General features: G+C 53.6%; 20 protein-coding genes and 2 pseudogenes. 16 read left to right on the top strand and 6 right to left on the bottom strand.

Going from position 1 to position 16156, the window contains the following annotated elements; genetic code table 11:
• The first annotated feature begins 35 nt into the window (after positions 1–35).
• The 4 genes from L6D64_RS01965 to L6D64_RS01950 all read left to right on the top strand — a co-directional run bounded on the left by L6D64_RS01965 (position 36) and on the right by L6D64_RS01950 (position 3328).
• A complete protein-coding gene (locus L6D64_RS01965; RefSeq protein ID WP_176507895.1) occupies positions 36–353 on the top strand; it encodes a hypothetical protein in 318 nt (105 codons plus the stop codon).
• Positions 354–648: 295 nt separating this feature from the next.
• Entirely contained in the window at positions 649–1005 is a 357-nt protein-coding gene (locus tag L6D64_RS01960; protein ID WP_236192303.1) for a hypothetical protein, read from the top strand.
• 245 nt (positions 1006–1250) lie between these two features.
• Positions 1251–2972, top strand: coding sequence for a DUF637 domain-containing protein (locus L6D64_RS01955; RefSeq protein WP_219824756.1), 1722 nt, complete (start codon positions 1251–1253; stop codon positions 2970–2972).
• On the top strand, positions 2972–3328 hold the full coding sequence (locus L6D64_RS01950; RefSeq protein WP_176507896.1) for an immunity 8 family protein: 357 nt from the start codon (positions 2972–2974) through the stop codon (positions 3326–3328). Before L6D64_RS01955 ends, L6D64_RS01950 begins: the two co-directional genes overlap by 1 nt.
• Before the next feature lie 59 nt (positions 3329–3387).
• On the opposite strand, the gene L6D64_RS01945 is transcribed toward L6D64_RS01950, so the two are convergent.
• Positions 3388–3621, bottom strand: coding sequence for a C2 domain-containing protein (locus L6D64_RS01945; protein ID WP_176507897.1), 234 nt, complete (start codon positions 3619–3621; stop codon positions 3388–3390).
• Positions 3622–4358: 737 nt separating this feature from the next.
• Between L6D64_RS01945 and L6D64_RS01940 the strand changes: the two genes are divergently transcribed.
• The 5 genes and pseudogenes from L6D64_RS01940 to L6D64_RS01920 all read left to right on the top strand — a co-directional run bounded on the left by L6D64_RS01940 (position 4359) and on the right by L6D64_RS01920 (position 7946).
• Positions 4359–4898 (top strand): DNA/RNA non-specific endonuclease, encoded by a 540-nt coding sequence (locus L6D64_RS01940; RefSeq protein WP_219824754.1) that lies wholly within the window; start codon positions 4359–4361, stop codon positions 4896–4898.
• Positions 4899–5113: 215 nt separating this feature from the next.
• Positions 5114–5443 (top strand): hypothetical protein, encoded by a 330-nt coding sequence (locus tag L6D64_RS01935; RefSeq protein WP_176507898.1) that lies wholly within the window; start codon positions 5114–5116, stop codon positions 5441–5443.
• A 31-nt stretch (positions 5444–5474) separates the two neighbouring features.
• A pseudogene (locus L6D64_RS01930) lies at positions 5475–6617 on the top strand (hemagglutinin repeat-containing protein); the annotation flags it as partial.
• 129 nt (positions 6618–6746) lie between these two features.
• A complete protein-coding gene (locus tag L6D64_RS01925) occupies positions 6747–7466 on the top strand; it encodes a hypothetical protein (protein ID WP_176507899.1) in 720 nt (239 codons plus the stop codon).
• A 228-nt stretch (positions 7467–7694) separates the two neighbouring features.
• Complete coding sequence (locus L6D64_RS01920) at positions 7695–7946, top strand: DUF7660 family protein (protein WP_176507900.1); 252 nt, start codon at positions 7695–7697, stop codon at positions 7944–7946.
• Between the two features lie 56 nt (positions 7947–8002).
• Here L6D64_RS01920 and L6D64_RS01915 read toward each other — a convergent pair whose 3' ends face one another.
• Positions 8003–8161 (bottom strand): hypothetical protein, encoded by a 159-nt coding sequence (locus tag L6D64_RS01915; protein WP_176507901.1) that lies wholly within the window; start codon positions 8159–8161, stop codon positions 8003–8005.
• A gap of 431 nt (positions 8162–8592) precedes the next feature.
• Between L6D64_RS01915 and L6D64_RS01910 the strand changes: the two genes are divergently transcribed.
• The 5 genes from L6D64_RS01910 to L6D64_RS01890 all read left to right on the top strand — a co-directional run bounded on the left by L6D64_RS01910 (position 8593) and on the right by L6D64_RS01890 (position 12239).
• Complete coding sequence (locus tag L6D64_RS01910) at positions 8593–8913, top strand: barstar family protein (RefSeq protein ID WP_309295814.1); 321 nt, start codon at positions 8593–8595, stop codon at positions 8911–8913.
• A gap of 76 nt (positions 8914–8989) precedes the next feature.
• Positions 8990–9403, top strand: a complete 414-nt coding sequence (locus L6D64_RS01905; protein WP_176507903.1) for a CdiA C-terminal domain-containing protein — start codon at positions 8990–8992, stop codon at positions 9401–9403.
• A gap of 8 nt (positions 9404–9411) precedes the next feature.
• Positions 9412–9792, top strand: a complete 381-nt coding sequence (locus L6D64_RS01900) for a hypothetical protein (RefSeq protein WP_176507904.1) — start codon at positions 9412–9414, stop codon at positions 9790–9792.
• 1084 nt (positions 9793–10876) lie between these two features.
• Positions 10877–11362, top strand: coding sequence for a hypothetical protein (locus tag L6D64_RS01895; RefSeq protein ID WP_176507905.1), 486 nt, complete (start codon positions 10877–10879; stop codon positions 11360–11362).
• Positions 11363–11774: 412 nt separating this feature from the next.
• Positions 11775–12239 carry a hypothetical protein gene (locus tag L6D64_RS01890; protein ID WP_176507906.1) on the top strand — a complete coding sequence of 155 codons (465 nt, stop codon included), beginning with the start codon at positions 11775–11777 and terminating at the stop codon, positions 12237–12239.
• 84 nt (positions 12240–12323) lie between these two features.
• Here L6D64_RS01890 and L6D64_RS01885 read toward each other — a convergent pair whose 3' ends face one another.
• The 3 genes and pseudogenes from L6D64_RS01885 to L6D64_RS01875 all read right to left on the bottom strand — a co-directional run bounded on the left by L6D64_RS01885 (position 12324) and on the right by L6D64_RS01875 (position 13318).
• Positions 12324–12596: a hypothetical protein gene (locus tag L6D64_RS01885; protein WP_176507907.1), complete on the bottom strand. Its 273-nt coding sequence runs from the start codon at positions 12594–12596 to the stop codon at positions 12324–12326.
• 134 nt (positions 12597–12730) lie between these two features.
• On the bottom strand, positions 12731–13024 hold the full coding sequence (locus tag L6D64_RS01880) for an addiction module antidote protein (protein WP_186603692.1): 294 nt from the start codon (positions 13022–13024) through the stop codon (positions 12731–12733).
• Positions 13017–13318: pseudogene (locus L6D64_RS01875) on the bottom strand (type II toxin-antitoxin system RelE/ParE family toxin). The gene L6D64_RS01880 and the pseudogene L6D64_RS01875 overlap by 8 nt, the downstream one beginning before the upstream one ends.
• Positions 13319–13544: 226 nt before the next feature.
• On the opposite strand from L6D64_RS01875, the gene L6D64_RS01870 reads away from it, so the two are divergent.
• Together L6D64_RS01870 and L6D64_RS01865 are read left to right on the top strand one after the other, a co-directional pair.
• The gene (locus L6D64_RS01870) at positions 13545–13940 is read left to right on the top strand and encodes a transcriptional regulator (protein ID WP_176507909.1); all 396 of its coding nucleotides are present in this window, start codon (positions 13545–13547) and stop codon (positions 13938–13940) included.
• Positions 13941–14046: 106 nt separating this feature from the next.
• The gene (locus L6D64_RS01865) at positions 14047–14973 is read left to right on the top strand and encodes a DMT family transporter (RefSeq protein WP_176507910.1); all 927 of its coding nucleotides are present in this window, start codon (positions 14047–14049) and stop codon (positions 14971–14973) included.
• Here the strand turns inward: L6D64_RS01865 and L6D64_RS01860 are convergent.
• Complete coding sequence (locus L6D64_RS01860) at positions 14970–16142, bottom strand: MFS transporter (protein ID WP_176507911.1); 1173 nt, start codon at positions 16140–16142, stop codon at positions 14970–14972. The two genes, L6D64_RS01865 and L6D64_RS01860, sit on opposite strands and share 4 nt — an antisense overlap.
• Positions 16143–16156 lie beyond the last annotated feature (14 nt).

Raw genomic sequence — 16156 nt, 5'->3', positions numbered from 1 at the left:
TTCCTCGCGTCCTCCCAGTCCTTGATCCGCTTGCCATGCATGCCGAGGAGCTAGGTGGAGCCAAACGGATATGCACTCAATCCAGCCACCGGTGTGTGGGAAACTATCACGATTTTCCCGGTGAGATGATAGTTATGAATAAATATTCATCAGTTGAAAATGCGCTCGAGTCACTGTTTTCCGTAGAGGTGGGGTTGAGCGACGAAGATGCCTTTACGCTCTTCGATGGAATGTTGGCTAATAAGGACTATCGAGATAATTTCGAGGCAGAGTTGCGGGCGATATTTGCAGATCCGTCGGTCATCATAGATGATGCTTCTAGAAAATCAGCATTACTGTGTTTATCCCGCTGACAATGAGAGCAACGAAAAGATTCTTTATAAATTTGATATGGAGCAGAGTGGTTCCCCCGCAAACTCTGCCTTGAAAATATTTCAGGCGTATAGTTGTTTATCGAGTAGAGGCTCAACAGGGTTGGCTGCTTCAGCAGGTTTTATTAAGCCTGCTGAAACAGTGCTCGCTTGTAGCAGTGGTCCAAAAGCAACGACAGCGGCTGGGGAGCTTGCTGGCGTACCTCCCAAAAACCCCCGTCAGTACCTTTCAAATAAATTTTTCAGGTGAGGTTGTTGTTCCTCGGAGTGCACTTAAGTGAAATTAAATATCGACTTCCCTGAAAACATGATGACGGATGAATTACTCAGACAGGAACGAATACCCTGCTTTTGCAAGGTTTCAAAAGAATTTGAGATTTCGTTTTCGGATACTGTTCCTGAGTCATCGGGGGTGGTATCAGAATGGGATCGTAGAGAGCTGGAATTGAGAGCCGTTGCAGGGGCGGGCGGTCGGTATACGCATTTTGCTAATGGTTTGATTACATTGCAGAAGATTAATGAAAGCATTTACAAGATCCTTGATCTTGAGATGTTTTATAGAAGTTACGGCTGGTGCGCTGTCTTACGTGGTGGGGAGTATGCGCCTCCTGGAAATTTTTGGGATGAAGAGTAAAGATTTTCTGATGAATGCTAGGCTAGGGATTCAATTGCATGAACGGACTCTCCTAGTCGAATTTCGAATCCAGTCATTGATATGGTTTAACTGAAGCTCCCTAACTTTGTACCACGCTAACACCGGCTTTGTGCCGGTGTTTTTGTACCCGGTCTGCACCCCTTTTGCCGCCTTCCTGCACCCATCCTGTAGCCCTTTTGCACTCAAGCTGCACCCTTTCTGCAGTCAAGTTGCACCCCTGTTAGCTGGGCACGCTCGACGGCATCGCAGGTTTTAGCCTTCAGGCCGGTGTCACTGGTGTCGCGTCGGGGGGGACGCAGACCGTCATCAAGGGCGGAAGCCTTGGCGACAACCTGATGCAGAGCCTGGTGTCGCAGGCCGGCAGTGTGGTTGCAGCGGTGGCCTTCAATAGCGTCGGCAGTTATGCCCTGGAGCAGCAGATCAAGGCCGAGGGCCTCGGGGACAGCACCGGGGCGGCCTTCTGGCGCGAAGGTGGCGAGGGCCGGATTGCCCTGCATGCCCTGACCGGTGGCGCGATCTCGGCTGCCACCGGTGGTGACTTCACCACTGGCGCAGTTGCGGCCGGGGCCAACCAGGCCATGGCCAACGTGCTCGACCAGACCTTCAAGAGCCAGCCAGCGTTGCGCCAGGCGTTCTCTCAGCTGGTGGGCGCCGCCGCCGCTGGCTTGGCCGGTGGCGATGTGAACAGCGGGGCGTGGATCGCCCAGATGGCCGACCAGTACAGCCGCCAGGCGCACCCCGACGAAACGCGCCTTATCAAGAAGGAGGCGCAGGCACTGGCCGACGCGGCCGGCATCAGCCCCGCCGAGGCCGAGCAGCGCATGGCCCAGGCGTTCGCCTACTACACCGACAGGCAGTGGCAGGAAGTACTGACCAAGCAAGGCCTGGTGATCGATGCCGTGACCATGGACTACCTGGCCAGGGCGCTGACACCGATGGCTTCCGATTACGATGCGGCGCAAGCGGTGGGCGACGTTCCTGTTGCCGAGGGGGCCAGCAAGCAGTACACCCCTGAACAGACGTTGGCGTTGCTCAAGGGGTATGCGAGCAACCATAGCGGCTACTTCAACGACAACAAGATGTACGGTGAGTACCTGCTGGCGGGCAAGGAGAATGAGGACTACTACAACCGTAACCTGAATTTCGGCAAGCTCGACCCAAATGCCCAGGTGCTGGGCGCGGGGAAGGGCATTGCCGACTCCGTGGTGGAACAGATCAAAGGCCTGTACGGGCTGGGCGAAGGCCTGGTGACGAACCCGGAAGGTACCACCACCGGCGTCTTGCATGAACTGATCAAGTCTGCGAGCAACCCGCAGGATGTGGTCAAGGCGTTCCTGCAGGCCGAGCAGAATGCCGACATCCAGGCACGGCTCTTCCGGCTGCAAGGTGAGCCCGGGAAGGCAGCCGAGGTAGAGGCGAAGTGGGCAACGGATTTCGTTTCGACTTTTGTTGCCGTCAACGGTGCTGCTAAGCTTGGGCAGGTCGCCGAGTCGCTCATGAAGCGGGAAAGTGCGGCGCGGGTGGCTGCGGAAGGTAGCAGTGGTGCAAAAGGGGGAGCTGTTAGCTCCGGCGCTGAAAATGCGGCCTTGTATCCAAAGCTGAAGGATCAACTGATACAAGAAAATCTGAGCAATATTGCGGCCCAGGACTCAAGGTTAGCTGCTGCTGTGAACGGCAGCGGAACGAGAAATCCGAATTTCTCCATAGGTACTGGTTCCGCCGCTGAGGCTGACAGCCTCGGTCAGATATGGGTTGGTGACGGTGCTAGACCTATTTCGGGTGTTCCTGGAGGCTTAATTAGTGCCGATGGAGCCCGTGTGTATAGACCCCCAACGGCAAAACCTAATGCTCCTGCTCAATATAATCCAACAGGGGTGCAGGCTAATTTTCAGACGTTGCAAGACGGAAAAGTTGTTGGTAATGGCCAGTTGAGTGTTACGAACTAATGAAGGCAGTCATAAAATCAATCGACCTGAACGATGCCATTGGTTTTGATCAATACTGGCCCGATGACGAAAAAATCTTTGGGATATGGCTGACAGTTCAAATTGGACCTGATGATCAAGAGGGCGGGCATCTGTTTCAGATACTTGTATGTACTCCCGACTGGATTAAAAACAAGTATTGCTCCCAGGGGGCTGTGTGGGGGCGACATATGCTGATCGTTTTTGAATACGACAAGGATCTGATAGTCAAAGAAATTTCAAACTACGTTGATGGTTGCTCGGGAAAGGAGTTTTGGGATGTAGCCCAAAAACTATCTCGTATCGGGGCATGGGAATTTGAAGATTACGAACCATAGCTAACAAATATATGCATGCATACCTGACACCGGCCCTGTGCCGGTGTTGTTTTATCTGCTTACTGCAAAGTTTCCCTTCCTTCGCTGCTCGCCTTGGTCGTGGCCTGAGCGATCAGGGCATCGAGCATCTGCGCAACAAATTTCTGCTGGCTCTTGGGCAGTTGGTCGATGGCTTCCAGTTGCTGTTGCCATTTTGGAGCCGGGCCACGCTTACGCACAGTGGTTTCCTGCTGCTGACCAAACAGCTCTTCGCATGCTTCAAGATGATTTCCCGTGTTCAGCAGGAGCCCCATATCGATTTGTACTGCTTACGTGATTATTGCATCCGGCCGGTGTACCCGTCTGGTCCGCCTAACGCTTTAACAGAGGGGCCTTGTGGCAGTACTGTCGTGCAAGAAATACTCTGCACTGCTTGAATGTAACTTGGATGCAGAGCTTTATGTTCCTCATTGGGATTAAACTCTGTGATAAAGCTGATTCAGATGGTTGTGTTTATAGTTTTGGAGCCGTTGTGAATTTAGTAGAGCTACAAAGGCTTTCGGATACTATCGCAGCCGATGCCACCCTGCCCTACAAGGCGCCCCGAGACTTGTAAGCGATTTGAGAAGTTCAGGCTACCTATGAGTACAATAGCGCCTCCAAAAACGTGGAAGCAGTCACGATTCTTCCGGTGAGATGATATATGAGTAAATATCCTGCTATTGAGAATATCCTCCAGTCTATATTCTCTGTCGAGGTAGGCATTGGAAAAATGCGAGGCTCTCGACTCTTTAGGGCGTGAACTGGGCAATGAAAGACATAGAAGTCAAATTGAGGAAGAGTTGCTCGCGCTTCTAAAAGATTCTTCCATTTCATGGGTGAAGTTTCTGGACAATGATGGTTACTGCGTATACCCCGCTGACGATGAGGTTGACGCTAAACAATTTTTTATAGAGCTTATCTGGAATAGAGTATTCCCCGAGAAAACTCCGCCTTAATAATAATTTTTCAGGCGTTCTTTAGTTTTTTCGACGGTACCACCACCGGCGTCTTGCATGAACTGATCAAGTCGGCGAGCAACCCGCAGGATGTGGTCAAGGCGTTCCTGCAGGCCGAGCAGAATGCCGACATCCAGGCACGGCTCTTCCGGCTGCAAGGTGAGTCCGGGAAGGCAGCCGAGGTAGAGGCGAAGTGTGCAACGGAATTTTTTGCCGTTAACGGTGCTGCTAAGCTTGGGCAGGTCGCCGAGTCGCTGATGAAGCGGGTAAGTACGGCGTGGGTAGCTGCGGAAGGTAGCAGTGGTGCAAAAGGAACAGGGCAGGCTCTACGCGAAGTAGAGGTTAGCTCTGGTGGCAAGGGTCGTGAACGAAGGAACTCAACAAACCGGAGCCGAACACAATTTATAGTAGGCGGGAACAAGACCTATCAAACCGATAGTCTTGGGCGTATTGATAAGGTTGAGTCCAATCTCTCGCTAACCAGAAATGACAGAAATACATATCAGCAGTGTGTCGCGGGAAAGTGCGGGGTCAGTAGTGATGAAGCCGGTCACTTAATTGCGGTTTTTTTAATGGGTCAGGTGAGAGGCTGAACTTGCTCCCATGAATGGCAACCTGAATAAGGGCGCATGGAAGGCAATAGAGAACACTTGGACATCTGCTCTAAACAAGGCCAGACGGTTGGCGTGAAAATCGAATCAGTCAATTTAGGCTCTTCTGTACGCCCAGATTGATTTACTGTCAGATACTATATTGGTAGTGGGTGTCCAGTGTTTGTTGATTTCAAAAATTTCCCAGGTGGTATCTGATGAGTGATCAAGAGATATATCAGAAAATTGGACAGTTCTTAGTTGATGCGGGGCCGTCCGGTGCTCAAAAATTAATAGTTAGAGCTGAGCTTTTTCCTGAGGGGGATGGAGGGACGTATGAGTTTGACTATGTTAACGGGGTAGGCGAGTTGAACTGGTTTGATCCAGATGGTCGAGCAGTGGGGGATTTGACAGAGTTATTGGTTCGGCTGCGTGAATACTTTGCTACGAATAGTTTGACGGCCGGAGCAGGTACTTGGACTGGCTGTGAGATTAGTTTAAGTGTTGATGAAATGAATCTCGGAATTAAATTTACATATAGTAAGTAGATCAAGTGCCTATTCATTCCGAGCGCGACATCAGTCGAGGCATGAATCGCTAAATTGGGCCGGTATCAGTGGTGGTAGCAGTGGCGGGCTCAAGGTCTGTATCGGTGCCGGCCATGGCGCCGCCGGTGCCGATGGCACTCAAGGGACTTCGTCGCCAAGCCAGCTCGAGGCAGGCTGCGATGTTCGCCTCGATGCCAGTCACGACCTCAACATCGTAGGTTCCGAGGTCAAGGGCAGGCGCGATGTCGAACTTGCTGCCGGTAATGAACTGAACATCCGCGCTGCGCAGAACGATTCCAAGTACGAGCAGAATCGCCACAGCGGGGGCGGTGAAGTGGGGCTGGCGTTTGGCTCGGAAGGTATCGGCGTCTATGCCAGCGTCAATCTTGGCAAGGGCAACCTCGAGCGCGAAGCCCAGCGCCATCAGGAGGCCTATGTCTATGCCGGTGACCAACTGAAATTCACCAGCGGCAAGGACACCAACATCCAAGGTGCCCAACTGCGCGGTGACGAGGTCATCGGCCGGGTCGGCGGCGACCTGAACGTGGCCTCGGCGGTCGATACTGGCAAGGTCAAAGGCAAGGAATTTGATCTCAGCGCGACTGTCACGATCGGCCCCGGCTCAGGCATCAGTGGCTCGGTCGGCTATGGCAAGACCACCGGCAAGACCGAATGGGTCGAGGACCAGACACGTATCACCGGGCGCGACAAGGTCGATATCCGCACCGAGCACCACACCCAGCTCGACGGCGCGTTGATCGCCGCCGACAACGGCAACCTCAAACTCGATACCGGCACCTTGGGTTATAGCGACATAGCCGGCAAGGACCAGGAGCACGGGTACTACCTGAACGTCGGCGGGAGCTGGAAGCAAGGCTCCGGCACGACGCAGCAGGATGCCAGCCAGCAAGGGAAGGGCGAAAAAGGCGAAAACGGCTGGAGCGTCAGCGGTTGGGAGTATGAGAAAGACCGTGAGCAGATCGTGCGGGCGACGGTGGGGGCGGGGGAGATCACCGTTCGCCAGGATGCTGGGACCGGGCAGGACTCCACGGTTGGGTTGAATCGGGATCTGGATAAAGCCTATGAGATCACCCGGGATCATGAGTCGCGTACGGACCTGTACGTCAGTGATAGCTCGATCAAGGGTGCCCTTTCCCCGGTAGAGACGGTGCAAAGGTAGTCTACTGATCTACGCAACTATGACGAGACTTCACGGAAGAATTTCGATCAGGCAGGCAATGCAGTCTATGCTCTGGCCAACCGATTCGATCGCCTTCTCGGATGCGAGCTGAATGCAGGCGCGATGGAAATCGGCGGAGTCGAGCTTGCGCAACAGACCGAAGATGCCTTGATTCTGGCCGGTCTCTTGTCCGACGAAGCCAGGGCGCTGATGGGGGATCATGAGTTCCAGCAATCGATTCTTGTGCAGCTTCACAACATCGAGCAGCTATACGATGAAACGCAGTCTTCGACGAAAGCGTTTGCGGATAAGTGGTCAGCTGTAGAGCTTGATCCGAGCTATGTCTCTGGAGAGCGTGGTCGCGTGCAGATGGCGCTCACGTATGCCTCGTTGATCAATGAGTACTTGAGTTCCGACCCTGAGCGCGCTGAGAAGCTGACGCTGGCATTGGCGATGATCCAAGGTCCCAAAGCCGTAATCCAACTCGCGGTAGCGCAAGCTATCGGCTCGACTGACGTCGGTCAGTACTTTAACGAGCAGGCTGACCGTGTTTTGACTGCGGTAGGGAAAAAGCTTGCGGAGAAGATGGAAGGCGTCGACTCCCTGGATGGGAAAACTGACGACGATAAGTTTTTGATCGGTGGTGGTAAACTGGTCTTCAGCATCATTATGGGGGCCGTCGGTGGTGCAAAAGGTGTAGGAGCCGCAGGCCAAAAGCTGCCATCTGCTTTACCAGATAATTTGACTGGTTATGCGAATCCGAAAGATATCCGGTTCACGCAGACAGCGTTTCGAATACTTTCAAAGATGGCCAAACTCTCCTGTCAACAATTGATGGGCTAAAATCAGGGGAAGTTTCTCCAGATGACTTGCCTCCTATCCGGATATTTGAGAAGGACGGAGCGGTTTAGAGCTTGGATATTAGACGATTGCTTGCTGCGTCAGAGGCGGGCGTTCCAGTCAAAGTTGTTCCGGCTACGCCAGCAGAGGTCGCCAAGGAAGGATGGAAAATGACTACACCCAATAACGGTTCGATTATCTGTGTTCGCGGCGTTTGTAAGTGAGGTTTGTATGAGTTTTGAACGGGTTCGCGATATAAAGACAAAAGAAGATTTTGCAGATTTTATTGGGGAGTTCAGAGAGGGACTGGTGCTTAATCGCGATGACTGGGAGAATCCGGACTTAGAAAGGTTTTTAGCTGCAATGGAAGCCTGGATTAGGTCAATAGATATGTATGCAAAAAGCTCTGGCGATAGTGATGTTACTAGTCCTAGCTGGAGTACTTTTGCAAAAATATTGTGTGCATCGAAAGTTTATGAGTAATTGTTCTGCATAGACCTCACTCAACACCGGCCTCGCGCCGGTGTTGTCTTTTCCGCTTACTGCAAAGCTTCCCTTCCTTCACTGCTCGCTTTAGCAGCGGCCTGAGCGATCAGGGCATCCAACATCTGCGCAACAAATTGCTGCTGGCTCTTGGGCAGTTGGTCGATGGCTTCCAGTTGCTGTTGCCATTTCGGAGCAGGTCCAGACTTACGCACAGTGGCTTCCTGCTGCTGACCAAACAGCTCTTCGAGTGTGGTGCAAAAGACGTTATAAATTCCGTGGAATGTGTTCCTAGTCGTGTACAGTCGCGTATAATAGTTGCTAACGGTCGTACAGAAGCCCCCGTCTACGGGACAATGGCGATCCAGTATCGGCGGGGTTCGGCCATGTTCTTAATGGTCATTTCGGTAGAAAAATTTCCAACTCACGTTCAGTGTTTACGATTGCTCCTGATGAACTGAAAGGAATCTTACAGAGCAGTGATGTCGTCACGTCAGCGCATCGTAGTGGGGAAGGGCGGTGAAATGTATTACACGGCAGATAACTATGAGATAATTATTCCAATTGCACATTGAGGGTTATTAATTTGTTGCCTTTTGAATATTCTGATCAGTCGCCTTCTTGCGATGCGGCTCAAGTTTTCTACGTGCGCATAGATCCTGATGTGGTTGGCGCGGAGGAGCTTTTAAAGTCTTTGTACTATCTTCTCTGGTTTCCAGGTTATTTTGGTTTCAACTGGGATGCTCTATATGACTGTCTGAGGGATTTGGCATGGATTCCTTGCTGTGAGGTTTTTTTGGTTCATCAGGTATTGCCAAAGCTGCCGAAGGAAGATTTGAAGACCTATCTGGAAATCCTCAGAGATGCCGCTCTCGACTGGTCGGATGATTGTGAACATCAGCTGAGAATCTGCTTTAACTCTCATGATCGGTCGACAATAGAGGATATTCTGAATGAGACGGTATAAGCAGGGTTGCTGAACTGTTCCAAAGAATCCCAATTCTACTAGCGCGTTGACTGATGCCGAGGCAGGAACTAGTAGTTTGCCAAAGATCGGTTCTTTGAAAGGGGCGCCTGAGCTCCCACCCAAGAATGCGAGTTCGAAGATGGTGCGATCTATTGATCGGCAGAACGAAGCTGCGAAATCGCTTGCTCAGGCTGGGTATGACATCGAGCAGTTACCAAATATAAAGAAAAACGCAGCGAACCTTGATCTTAAGATAAATAGAGAGTTTGCAGATGTGTTCTCCCCTAGAACCAATAACCCGATTTCAGTACTAATGACTGTTGCTGAAAAAGTCGAGAAGCAGGCTCTGAATATTGTAGTGAACTTGGCAGATTCACAGTTGACCTTCAAGCAGATAGAAAATGCGTTGAGCGCCAGGCCAGTTGATGGTTTGAAAAGTTTGTATCTTCTGAAAGATGGTCAGTTTAAAGTGATTGAGAGTGGGCGATGAGCATAGCGATGACGCTTGAGATTCAAATTGGAGCTACGCTGGAGAGTATAGCTACCACGCTGTCGTCTATAGGGGAAAGCTGCCTTCTAGGCAATGCTAGATTGGACGCAAGCTTCAAGAATTCAGGTTGCCAATTTTTAATTCGTACTTTAGAACATCCTGAGGATATCGTGGCTGAAGGGGGCTCTATGAGCTGGAAAGTTGGGTTGAGAGGGGCCTTTCATTGTCGAGGAAGCAATCTTTCTGAAAGCTGGGTTGATATAAAATTATTTCTTCAGGAGCTCTCTTTGAAAATTGAGTCTGGCTTTGTTTTGTCTTTTCGGTATGAAAGTATTTACGCGGTTAGAAATTTTGATGGGTTGTCTTTCGAGAGGAGCATGATTAATTAAAGCCTGCAAGAGGGGTTATGGCTACCCAATCTCGGCTCTACGGGTGGGTTCGATGATAATGCATGCTTTGACTGCCTCTTTGGCAGAGTAGCCAGTAATCCCATAATGCTTCTCGTTCGAATCAGCTTGCGCTGGAAATGAAGAGGCTTGGTGTTCCTGACAATGCCGCTGGTCGTCAGATGCTAACGGATCACTTGGCGCTTTCGGCTAAAACTGAAGGTAATGTTATACATACTTTCTCAAACCAGTATGAAAAATTCAAGGTTAAGGAGTCATTATTCGTGGGCCCGTCGGGCAAGGCTGCTAGCTTCCAAGGCACGTTCCAGATACTTGGTGATGGAACTCGTAAACTAAGCACGGTCGTACCGCTTCACTGAGGATTCAGTAATGGAATTTCCTAGCGAAAATGATTTTTTAGAGGAGTTTGGTATCGAACCTATAGAGGTTGACCAGGATTTAAACATTTTTGCGTAGACGGTTTTTGCCGAGGTAAGACTGGTTCGTTGCTGCATAAGGCGCAGGAGCCCTCGGATTTGAAAATGCTAATGGTGGGCCAATGGACCCGACAACGGGCAAGCCACCGCAATCATCGAAAAGTCTAAGGCTGAAAGAAAACAGATGGATTAGAGAAAGCACTCATATTGAGCCGGTGGGCTAGTGAATGATTTTTTAAAAAATTGCTGTGTCATTCCTCCTGCTCTCAATAAAAAAGATTGAGGGGGTGGTGACTCCTTGATCCTCTCAGGTGGCGAGTGGAGTTTTGTTATCTGCAGTGCGTGGAGAGTGTCGCAAGATAAAAACTATTGTTTGCATGCCGGGGTAGTCATGAAGATGTATGCATTGATGAGCTGGCGGGTTTTTCAGTTGTCGATATTGCATGGCTCGTCGACGATCAGCCGATAGACCCTTCATTTGCTTTTTCTGATGGTCGAAGAGTGGGTGTATTTTTTTATTCCTCGTCTGAGCCTTGGATTATGAGTTTGCTAGATAATCGCGTTTATGTTGGTAATGCATAGGTACATAAGGCATAGTGGCTGTCTGGGCAACGTTGCCAGAAACATTCATACTGGGCAGCAAGGCAAGCATGTTCTGGAACCGCCATGAAGGGGTGATTATGGAATGGGTTACACTACTTGGCTTGGTGGGCAAGGAGCAGGATGACCAGGCTTTCGTGAATCTGGTCAGCGCACTTGGTGAGGAACCGCAGGTGAGCATGTCACCATTAATCCGTGACGATCCCGATGATCGGACGGTTTATAAAAAATTTCTAAAGAGTGGGATTGAGTTGGGTTTCCGTGCCCGACGCCTCAATCAGATTCATCTTTTCGTACAGCGTCACGAAGGCTACTCTCGATTTACAGGGGAAGTGCTCGATTTGCCTGCTCATCTTTGGACGCGAGATAACCTTGTAAAAGCTCTGGGGAAGCCGAATGCACACGGTGGGGACAAGATGGATGGTCTGTTGGGCTATATCCGGCCTTGGTTACGCTATGAAAAAGTTGGCGTGGCGTTCCATGCTGAATTTTCTCAAGATGGACGGCTCTGGAAGTTTACTCTCATGCTCGAGTAGCGGAGCATCCTTGGTTTAGCGCGTGCTTTTTGCCGCGCCTTTTAAGGGTATCCATTCGACCGGTACTGTTCACCGGCCCGGTCGGCATGGGCGGTGGTCCGTTAACCGGCTTTGTGATCCACCTTTCTCAGTTCTTGATCCGCTTGTCGAACTGACACTTGGGCGCAGCACAGTGCGGTGGCACAGGCGATCCTCAGCAGCAGCTTTATCCTTTCCGCCTCCGGCGGTGGTGTTGCCGATTGAGGCCAACATACGGCGGTTGATCCGGCCACAACGACCGACGGCTATACCTCTGCGTATTATATTTATTACGCTCCCTCCTCGGCTCCGGCCAGTACGATGCTGCTATCGAATAAATGTTAAGGTACGCAGAAACACCTCGATCCCAAGGATTCTATCAAGGGTTGAACTTATGAAACTTACATACTGCGCCCGAAACGGGCTGCAGGTTTTCGCGGGAGTTCGCGCGCGCGACGACGTGAGAGCGAGGCTAGGACTGCCGTATAGGATATTTGCCAAAACCACATTTTCCGAAAATTCGACTGATGCCTTCGGCGGCGTTTTGCTGCAGGCATGGTATGACAAGAATGATTACGTGACAGGCGTGCAGTTGTACGAGCCAGAGGCTAGATTTGAGTTTCGAGGTCAGTCAATTCTTGGCGCTTCAGTGCGTGAGGTGGAAAGGGCGCTGCAAGGCCTCAATGCTCATTACGAATTCGAGGAGGATGGTTCTGGTCTGAAGCTGCTTGCCGATGGTTTGGAATTAGGTCTATATGCTCCGGATGCGAAAGATGATAAAGAAGCCAAAGTAGAAGCAGTTTATATCCCTATTCCCCGCTTGATGGACGATGATGCAGCTTTTTCTACACAACGATAAATCAGGCGAAGCCTCCGTTGAGTAAGACCAGAGGCCTCGCCGCTGCTCTGCATGCGAGGTTCGTTTTTTCCACGTGATGATTACTCACTCAGCCTTCTTCCCTGCCTCCTTCAACTCCTTGATCCGCTTGTCGATCAACTGACACTTGTCCGGCAAATCCCTACTCGCCGTCCCCAGCTCCATCCCCTGGAGCTCATCATTGATCTCCTTGGCCTTCTGCGGGTTCTGCTCGGTCATCTGACTGACCAACCCCGCCAGCTCTTCGCGTTTCTGCGTCGCTTCTTCCGGCGTGCAAGCCCAGGCGGGCAGTGCGCAGCACAGGGCGGTGGCACAGGCGATCGTCAGCAGCGGTTTCATCCTTCCTACCTCCGGCGGTGGTGTTGCCCGGTGGAGGCCCGCATTCGATGGTTGGTTCAGCGCCAATGACCGACGGCTATCCCACTGGGTGCCCTCTAGTCTCGCCCTCAAGCAGAGGATCGAGGGTTGAAGCATTAATGGGCCAGATGCGGTTTTGCAGCCATGTCGATACCCAGAGCCTTCATCACTGCCAGAAAAGATTTCAGTGTAGGGTTGCCGTGCTCGCTGAACGAGCGATAAAGCTGTTCACGTGAAAGGCCAGTCTCTTTTGCCAACTCACTCATGCCCTTGGCCCGTGCCACGACGCCTACGGCTTTTGCAACATAGCCAGCATCGCCTGTCTCCAATGCATCTGTCATGAAATGCGCTATGGCCTCAGGTGTGGTGAGGTAATCCGCTGGATCGAATTCGAAGAATTGTTCAGTCATTTTGCATCCTCCACGAACGCAGAATCTGGTGGGCAGCCCTGATGTCTCTTTGTTGGCTGCTCTTGTCTCCACCACAGAGAGGATCACCCAAGTATCGCCCGATTGGTGAAAGTACACCCGGTAACCCGGACCATAGTGAATCCTGAGTTCACTAACGCCATGGCCAACGGGCAAGACATCGCCAGGCAAGCCTTCAACGAGCCGGTTGATGCGAGAGATGATCCTGAACCTGGCATTGGCATCTCGAAGCCCGACCACCCATTTTCTGAAACTGCTGGATTCGATTTTTTTCATCGGGCGAATGTAGTTTATAAAATACATTCGTGGGATACAGCAAATAGTTTCTACCTTTTGCCACCTGATACACGATGTGAGCGACCTGGTTTCAGCCCACTCCAGTTGCGGACTCAGCCGTAGTCCAATTCGGAACGTTCGTGTCTAGATAACTTTTGGAACACTCCCGCATGCCAACAGGTCCCAACCTGTGTACCCCCTTCGTCCACAGCAGGAGGCCATCTCCATGAGCAGCACCTACGACTGGGACCTGATCGAGCGTTTGCTGCACGAAGTGCAGAACGGCGCCGGTCACAGCTTCACGCCACGCCCCTATGCCGAGCAGCACGCTGCGGCGCTGGCCGCCAAGGGCCAGCCTGTGGGTGACCTGGACCATTTGAAGACCCGTGCGTGCGAATACGAGAAGCTGCTGTTCGAGCGCGGTTTCATAGAAACTCGGCCGCCGGAGGATGGCGGCAATGGCGAAAACTTCGTGCTCACCGAGCGTGGTTCGCGCTTGCTCAGCCTGATCGACAGCAGCATCCCCGGCTTCGAGCACCCGCGCCAAGTGCTGGATGAACAAGAAGACGCACTGGATGAAACCACCTTCGAGCAGGTCTCGGCCAAGGCACAGATCGCTTGAGGTCGTTTTGAGGCTGGCAAGGGCGGGCCGGGAAACCCGATAATCGGTATTCCTTGACCACTGCCGAGCCCTTGCCGATGCCCTCGACCACCCAAAAGGCCCGCCCATGAGCGCGGCCCGCAAGAACCCCGACGCCTTTGCCTTCCAGGTGATGCTGGGCCTGTGCCTGATCTGGGGCTGCCAGCAGGTGCTGATCAAGACGGCGGCGGTGGACATCGCGCCGGTGATGCAGGCGGCCCTGCGTAACTGCATCGCCGCGGTGCTGGTGGGGCTGATGATCTGCTGGCGCGGCGGCTGGGAACAGGTGGGCAGCACCTGGCGGGCGGGGCTCGTGGCCGGTGCGCTGTTCGGCCTGGAGTTCCTGTTCATCGCCGAGGGCCTGAAGTTGACCTCGGCAGCGCACATGTCGGTGTTCCTCTATACCGCACCCGTTTTCACCGCGCTGGGCCTGCACTTCATGCTGCCCAGCGAGCGGCTGCGGTGGTTGCAGTGGCTGGGTATCCTGCTGGCGTTCGGCGGGATAGCCGTGGCCTTTGCCGGCGGCCTGTCGTTCGCTGACATGGATGGGCGAATGTTGCTCGGCGACGCCTTTGGCGTGCTCGCCGGGCTGGCCTGGGGCGCGACTACGGTGGTGGTGCGTGGCTCGCGCCTTTCGGAAGCTCCGGCGACCCTGACCTTGTTCTATCAACTGGCTGTAGGCTTTGCCGGATTGCTGCTGATCGCCCTGGTCAGCGGGCAGATTGGCGATGTGACATTGACGCCGCTGGCGGTGGGCAGCGTGCTGTTCCAGGGGATCGTCGTGTCGTTCGTCAGTTACCTCACCTGGTTCTGGTTGCTGCGTAAGTACCTGGCCTCCAACCTGGCGGTGTTTTCCTTCATCACTCCGTTGTTCGGTGTGACGTTCGGCGTCGTACTGCTGGGTGAGCCGTTGAGTCTGAACTTTGTGCTTGGGGCGGTGATGGTGCTGCTGGGGGTGATCCTGGTCAGTGCCGAGCCATGGGTAAAGCAGCAACTGCGCAAGTTTGTCGGTTAAGCGGCGCTCTGAGGCTCAGCCTGGCAAGCTTGGAGGCTGCGGCCACTGGTCAGTACCAGCGCACCCGCTACCCCCAGGCCCACTGCCGCCAGCACCAGCGCCGGCTGCAAACTCCCGCTGTAGTGGTTGCTCAGCGCCGCCAGCAACGGCCCGCTCAACTGCCCCAACGCAAAGCACGCGGTCAGCAGCCCGGCATTGCGTTGGGTGGCATGCGGCGCCAGTTCCCGCGAGCGCTGCATCACCAGCTGCATGCACGCCAGGAAGGGCCCGCCGCACAGCACTACGCCCAGGGCCAGGCCAACGCCACCCCCCATCAGGCAAGCCAGTACGCCCAACCCTTGCAGCCAAAGTGTGACAGTCAGCCAGGCCGAAGTGCGGCCCGCCCGGCGCAGGCTCACCAGTACCACACCCAGCGCGGCTGCCAGGCCGAACGCTGGCCAGAACAGGTCAGCCATCCAGTGGCCGCGAAACTGCTGGTTGGCCATCTGCGACAGGAAGGTGGCCGGCAGGATGTAACCCACGCCATACAAGGCATAGACCAAACCGAGGCGACCGATGCCGACGCTACGGGTCGGGCCCTGCTGCGCGGCAGTGGGCAGCACGGCAGGCTGCAAGGCGCGAGGCAGCCAGGGGCGCACGGCCAGCAGCATGACCAGCGCTGCAACGGCATAGATCAGCCAGAGTGCCGCCGAGCCAAGCCCCAGCAAATGCGCAGCCAGTGCCAGCAAACCGGTCAGCGCAATGCCCAACCCAGGCCCGGCGAACACCATCGCCCCAAAGCGTTGGCGGTTGTGGGCATTGGCCACTTGCTGGCTGAGGCTGGTGATCATCACCAGTACCCAGGCACTGGCCACGCCCGTGCCGAAGCGCAGCAGCAGGTGGCTCCAGAAGCCATCGGCAGCCCAGGAGGCCAACGTCAGCAGCACGCACAGCCACAGGCCACCATGCAGGCGCAGTTTCACCTGGTTGGGCCGACGGGCGTACATGGCGTCGACGGCGCCGAGGAAGTAACCCAGGTAGTTGGCTGCTGCGACCAGCCCGGCGGCAGTCAGGTCGAACTGCCCTTCGGCGATCAGTTGCGGCAGTTGCGGGGTGAGGGCGAAGCGGCCAATGCCCATGGCCATCATCAGGGCGACGGCGCTGGCCAGCAATTGTACGAGCGGCGACATGAGGACTCTCCTGC

The organism is Pseudomonas urethralis (genome assembly GCF_021602465.1).
GTDB classification, from domain to species: Bacteria; Pseudomonadota; Gammaproteobacteria; order Pseudomonadales; family Pseudomonadaceae; genus Aquipseudomonas; species Aquipseudomonas vlassakiae.
Note: the sequence above shows the minus strand (reverse complement) of the source record. Positions and strands in the feature narration are given on the sequence as shown.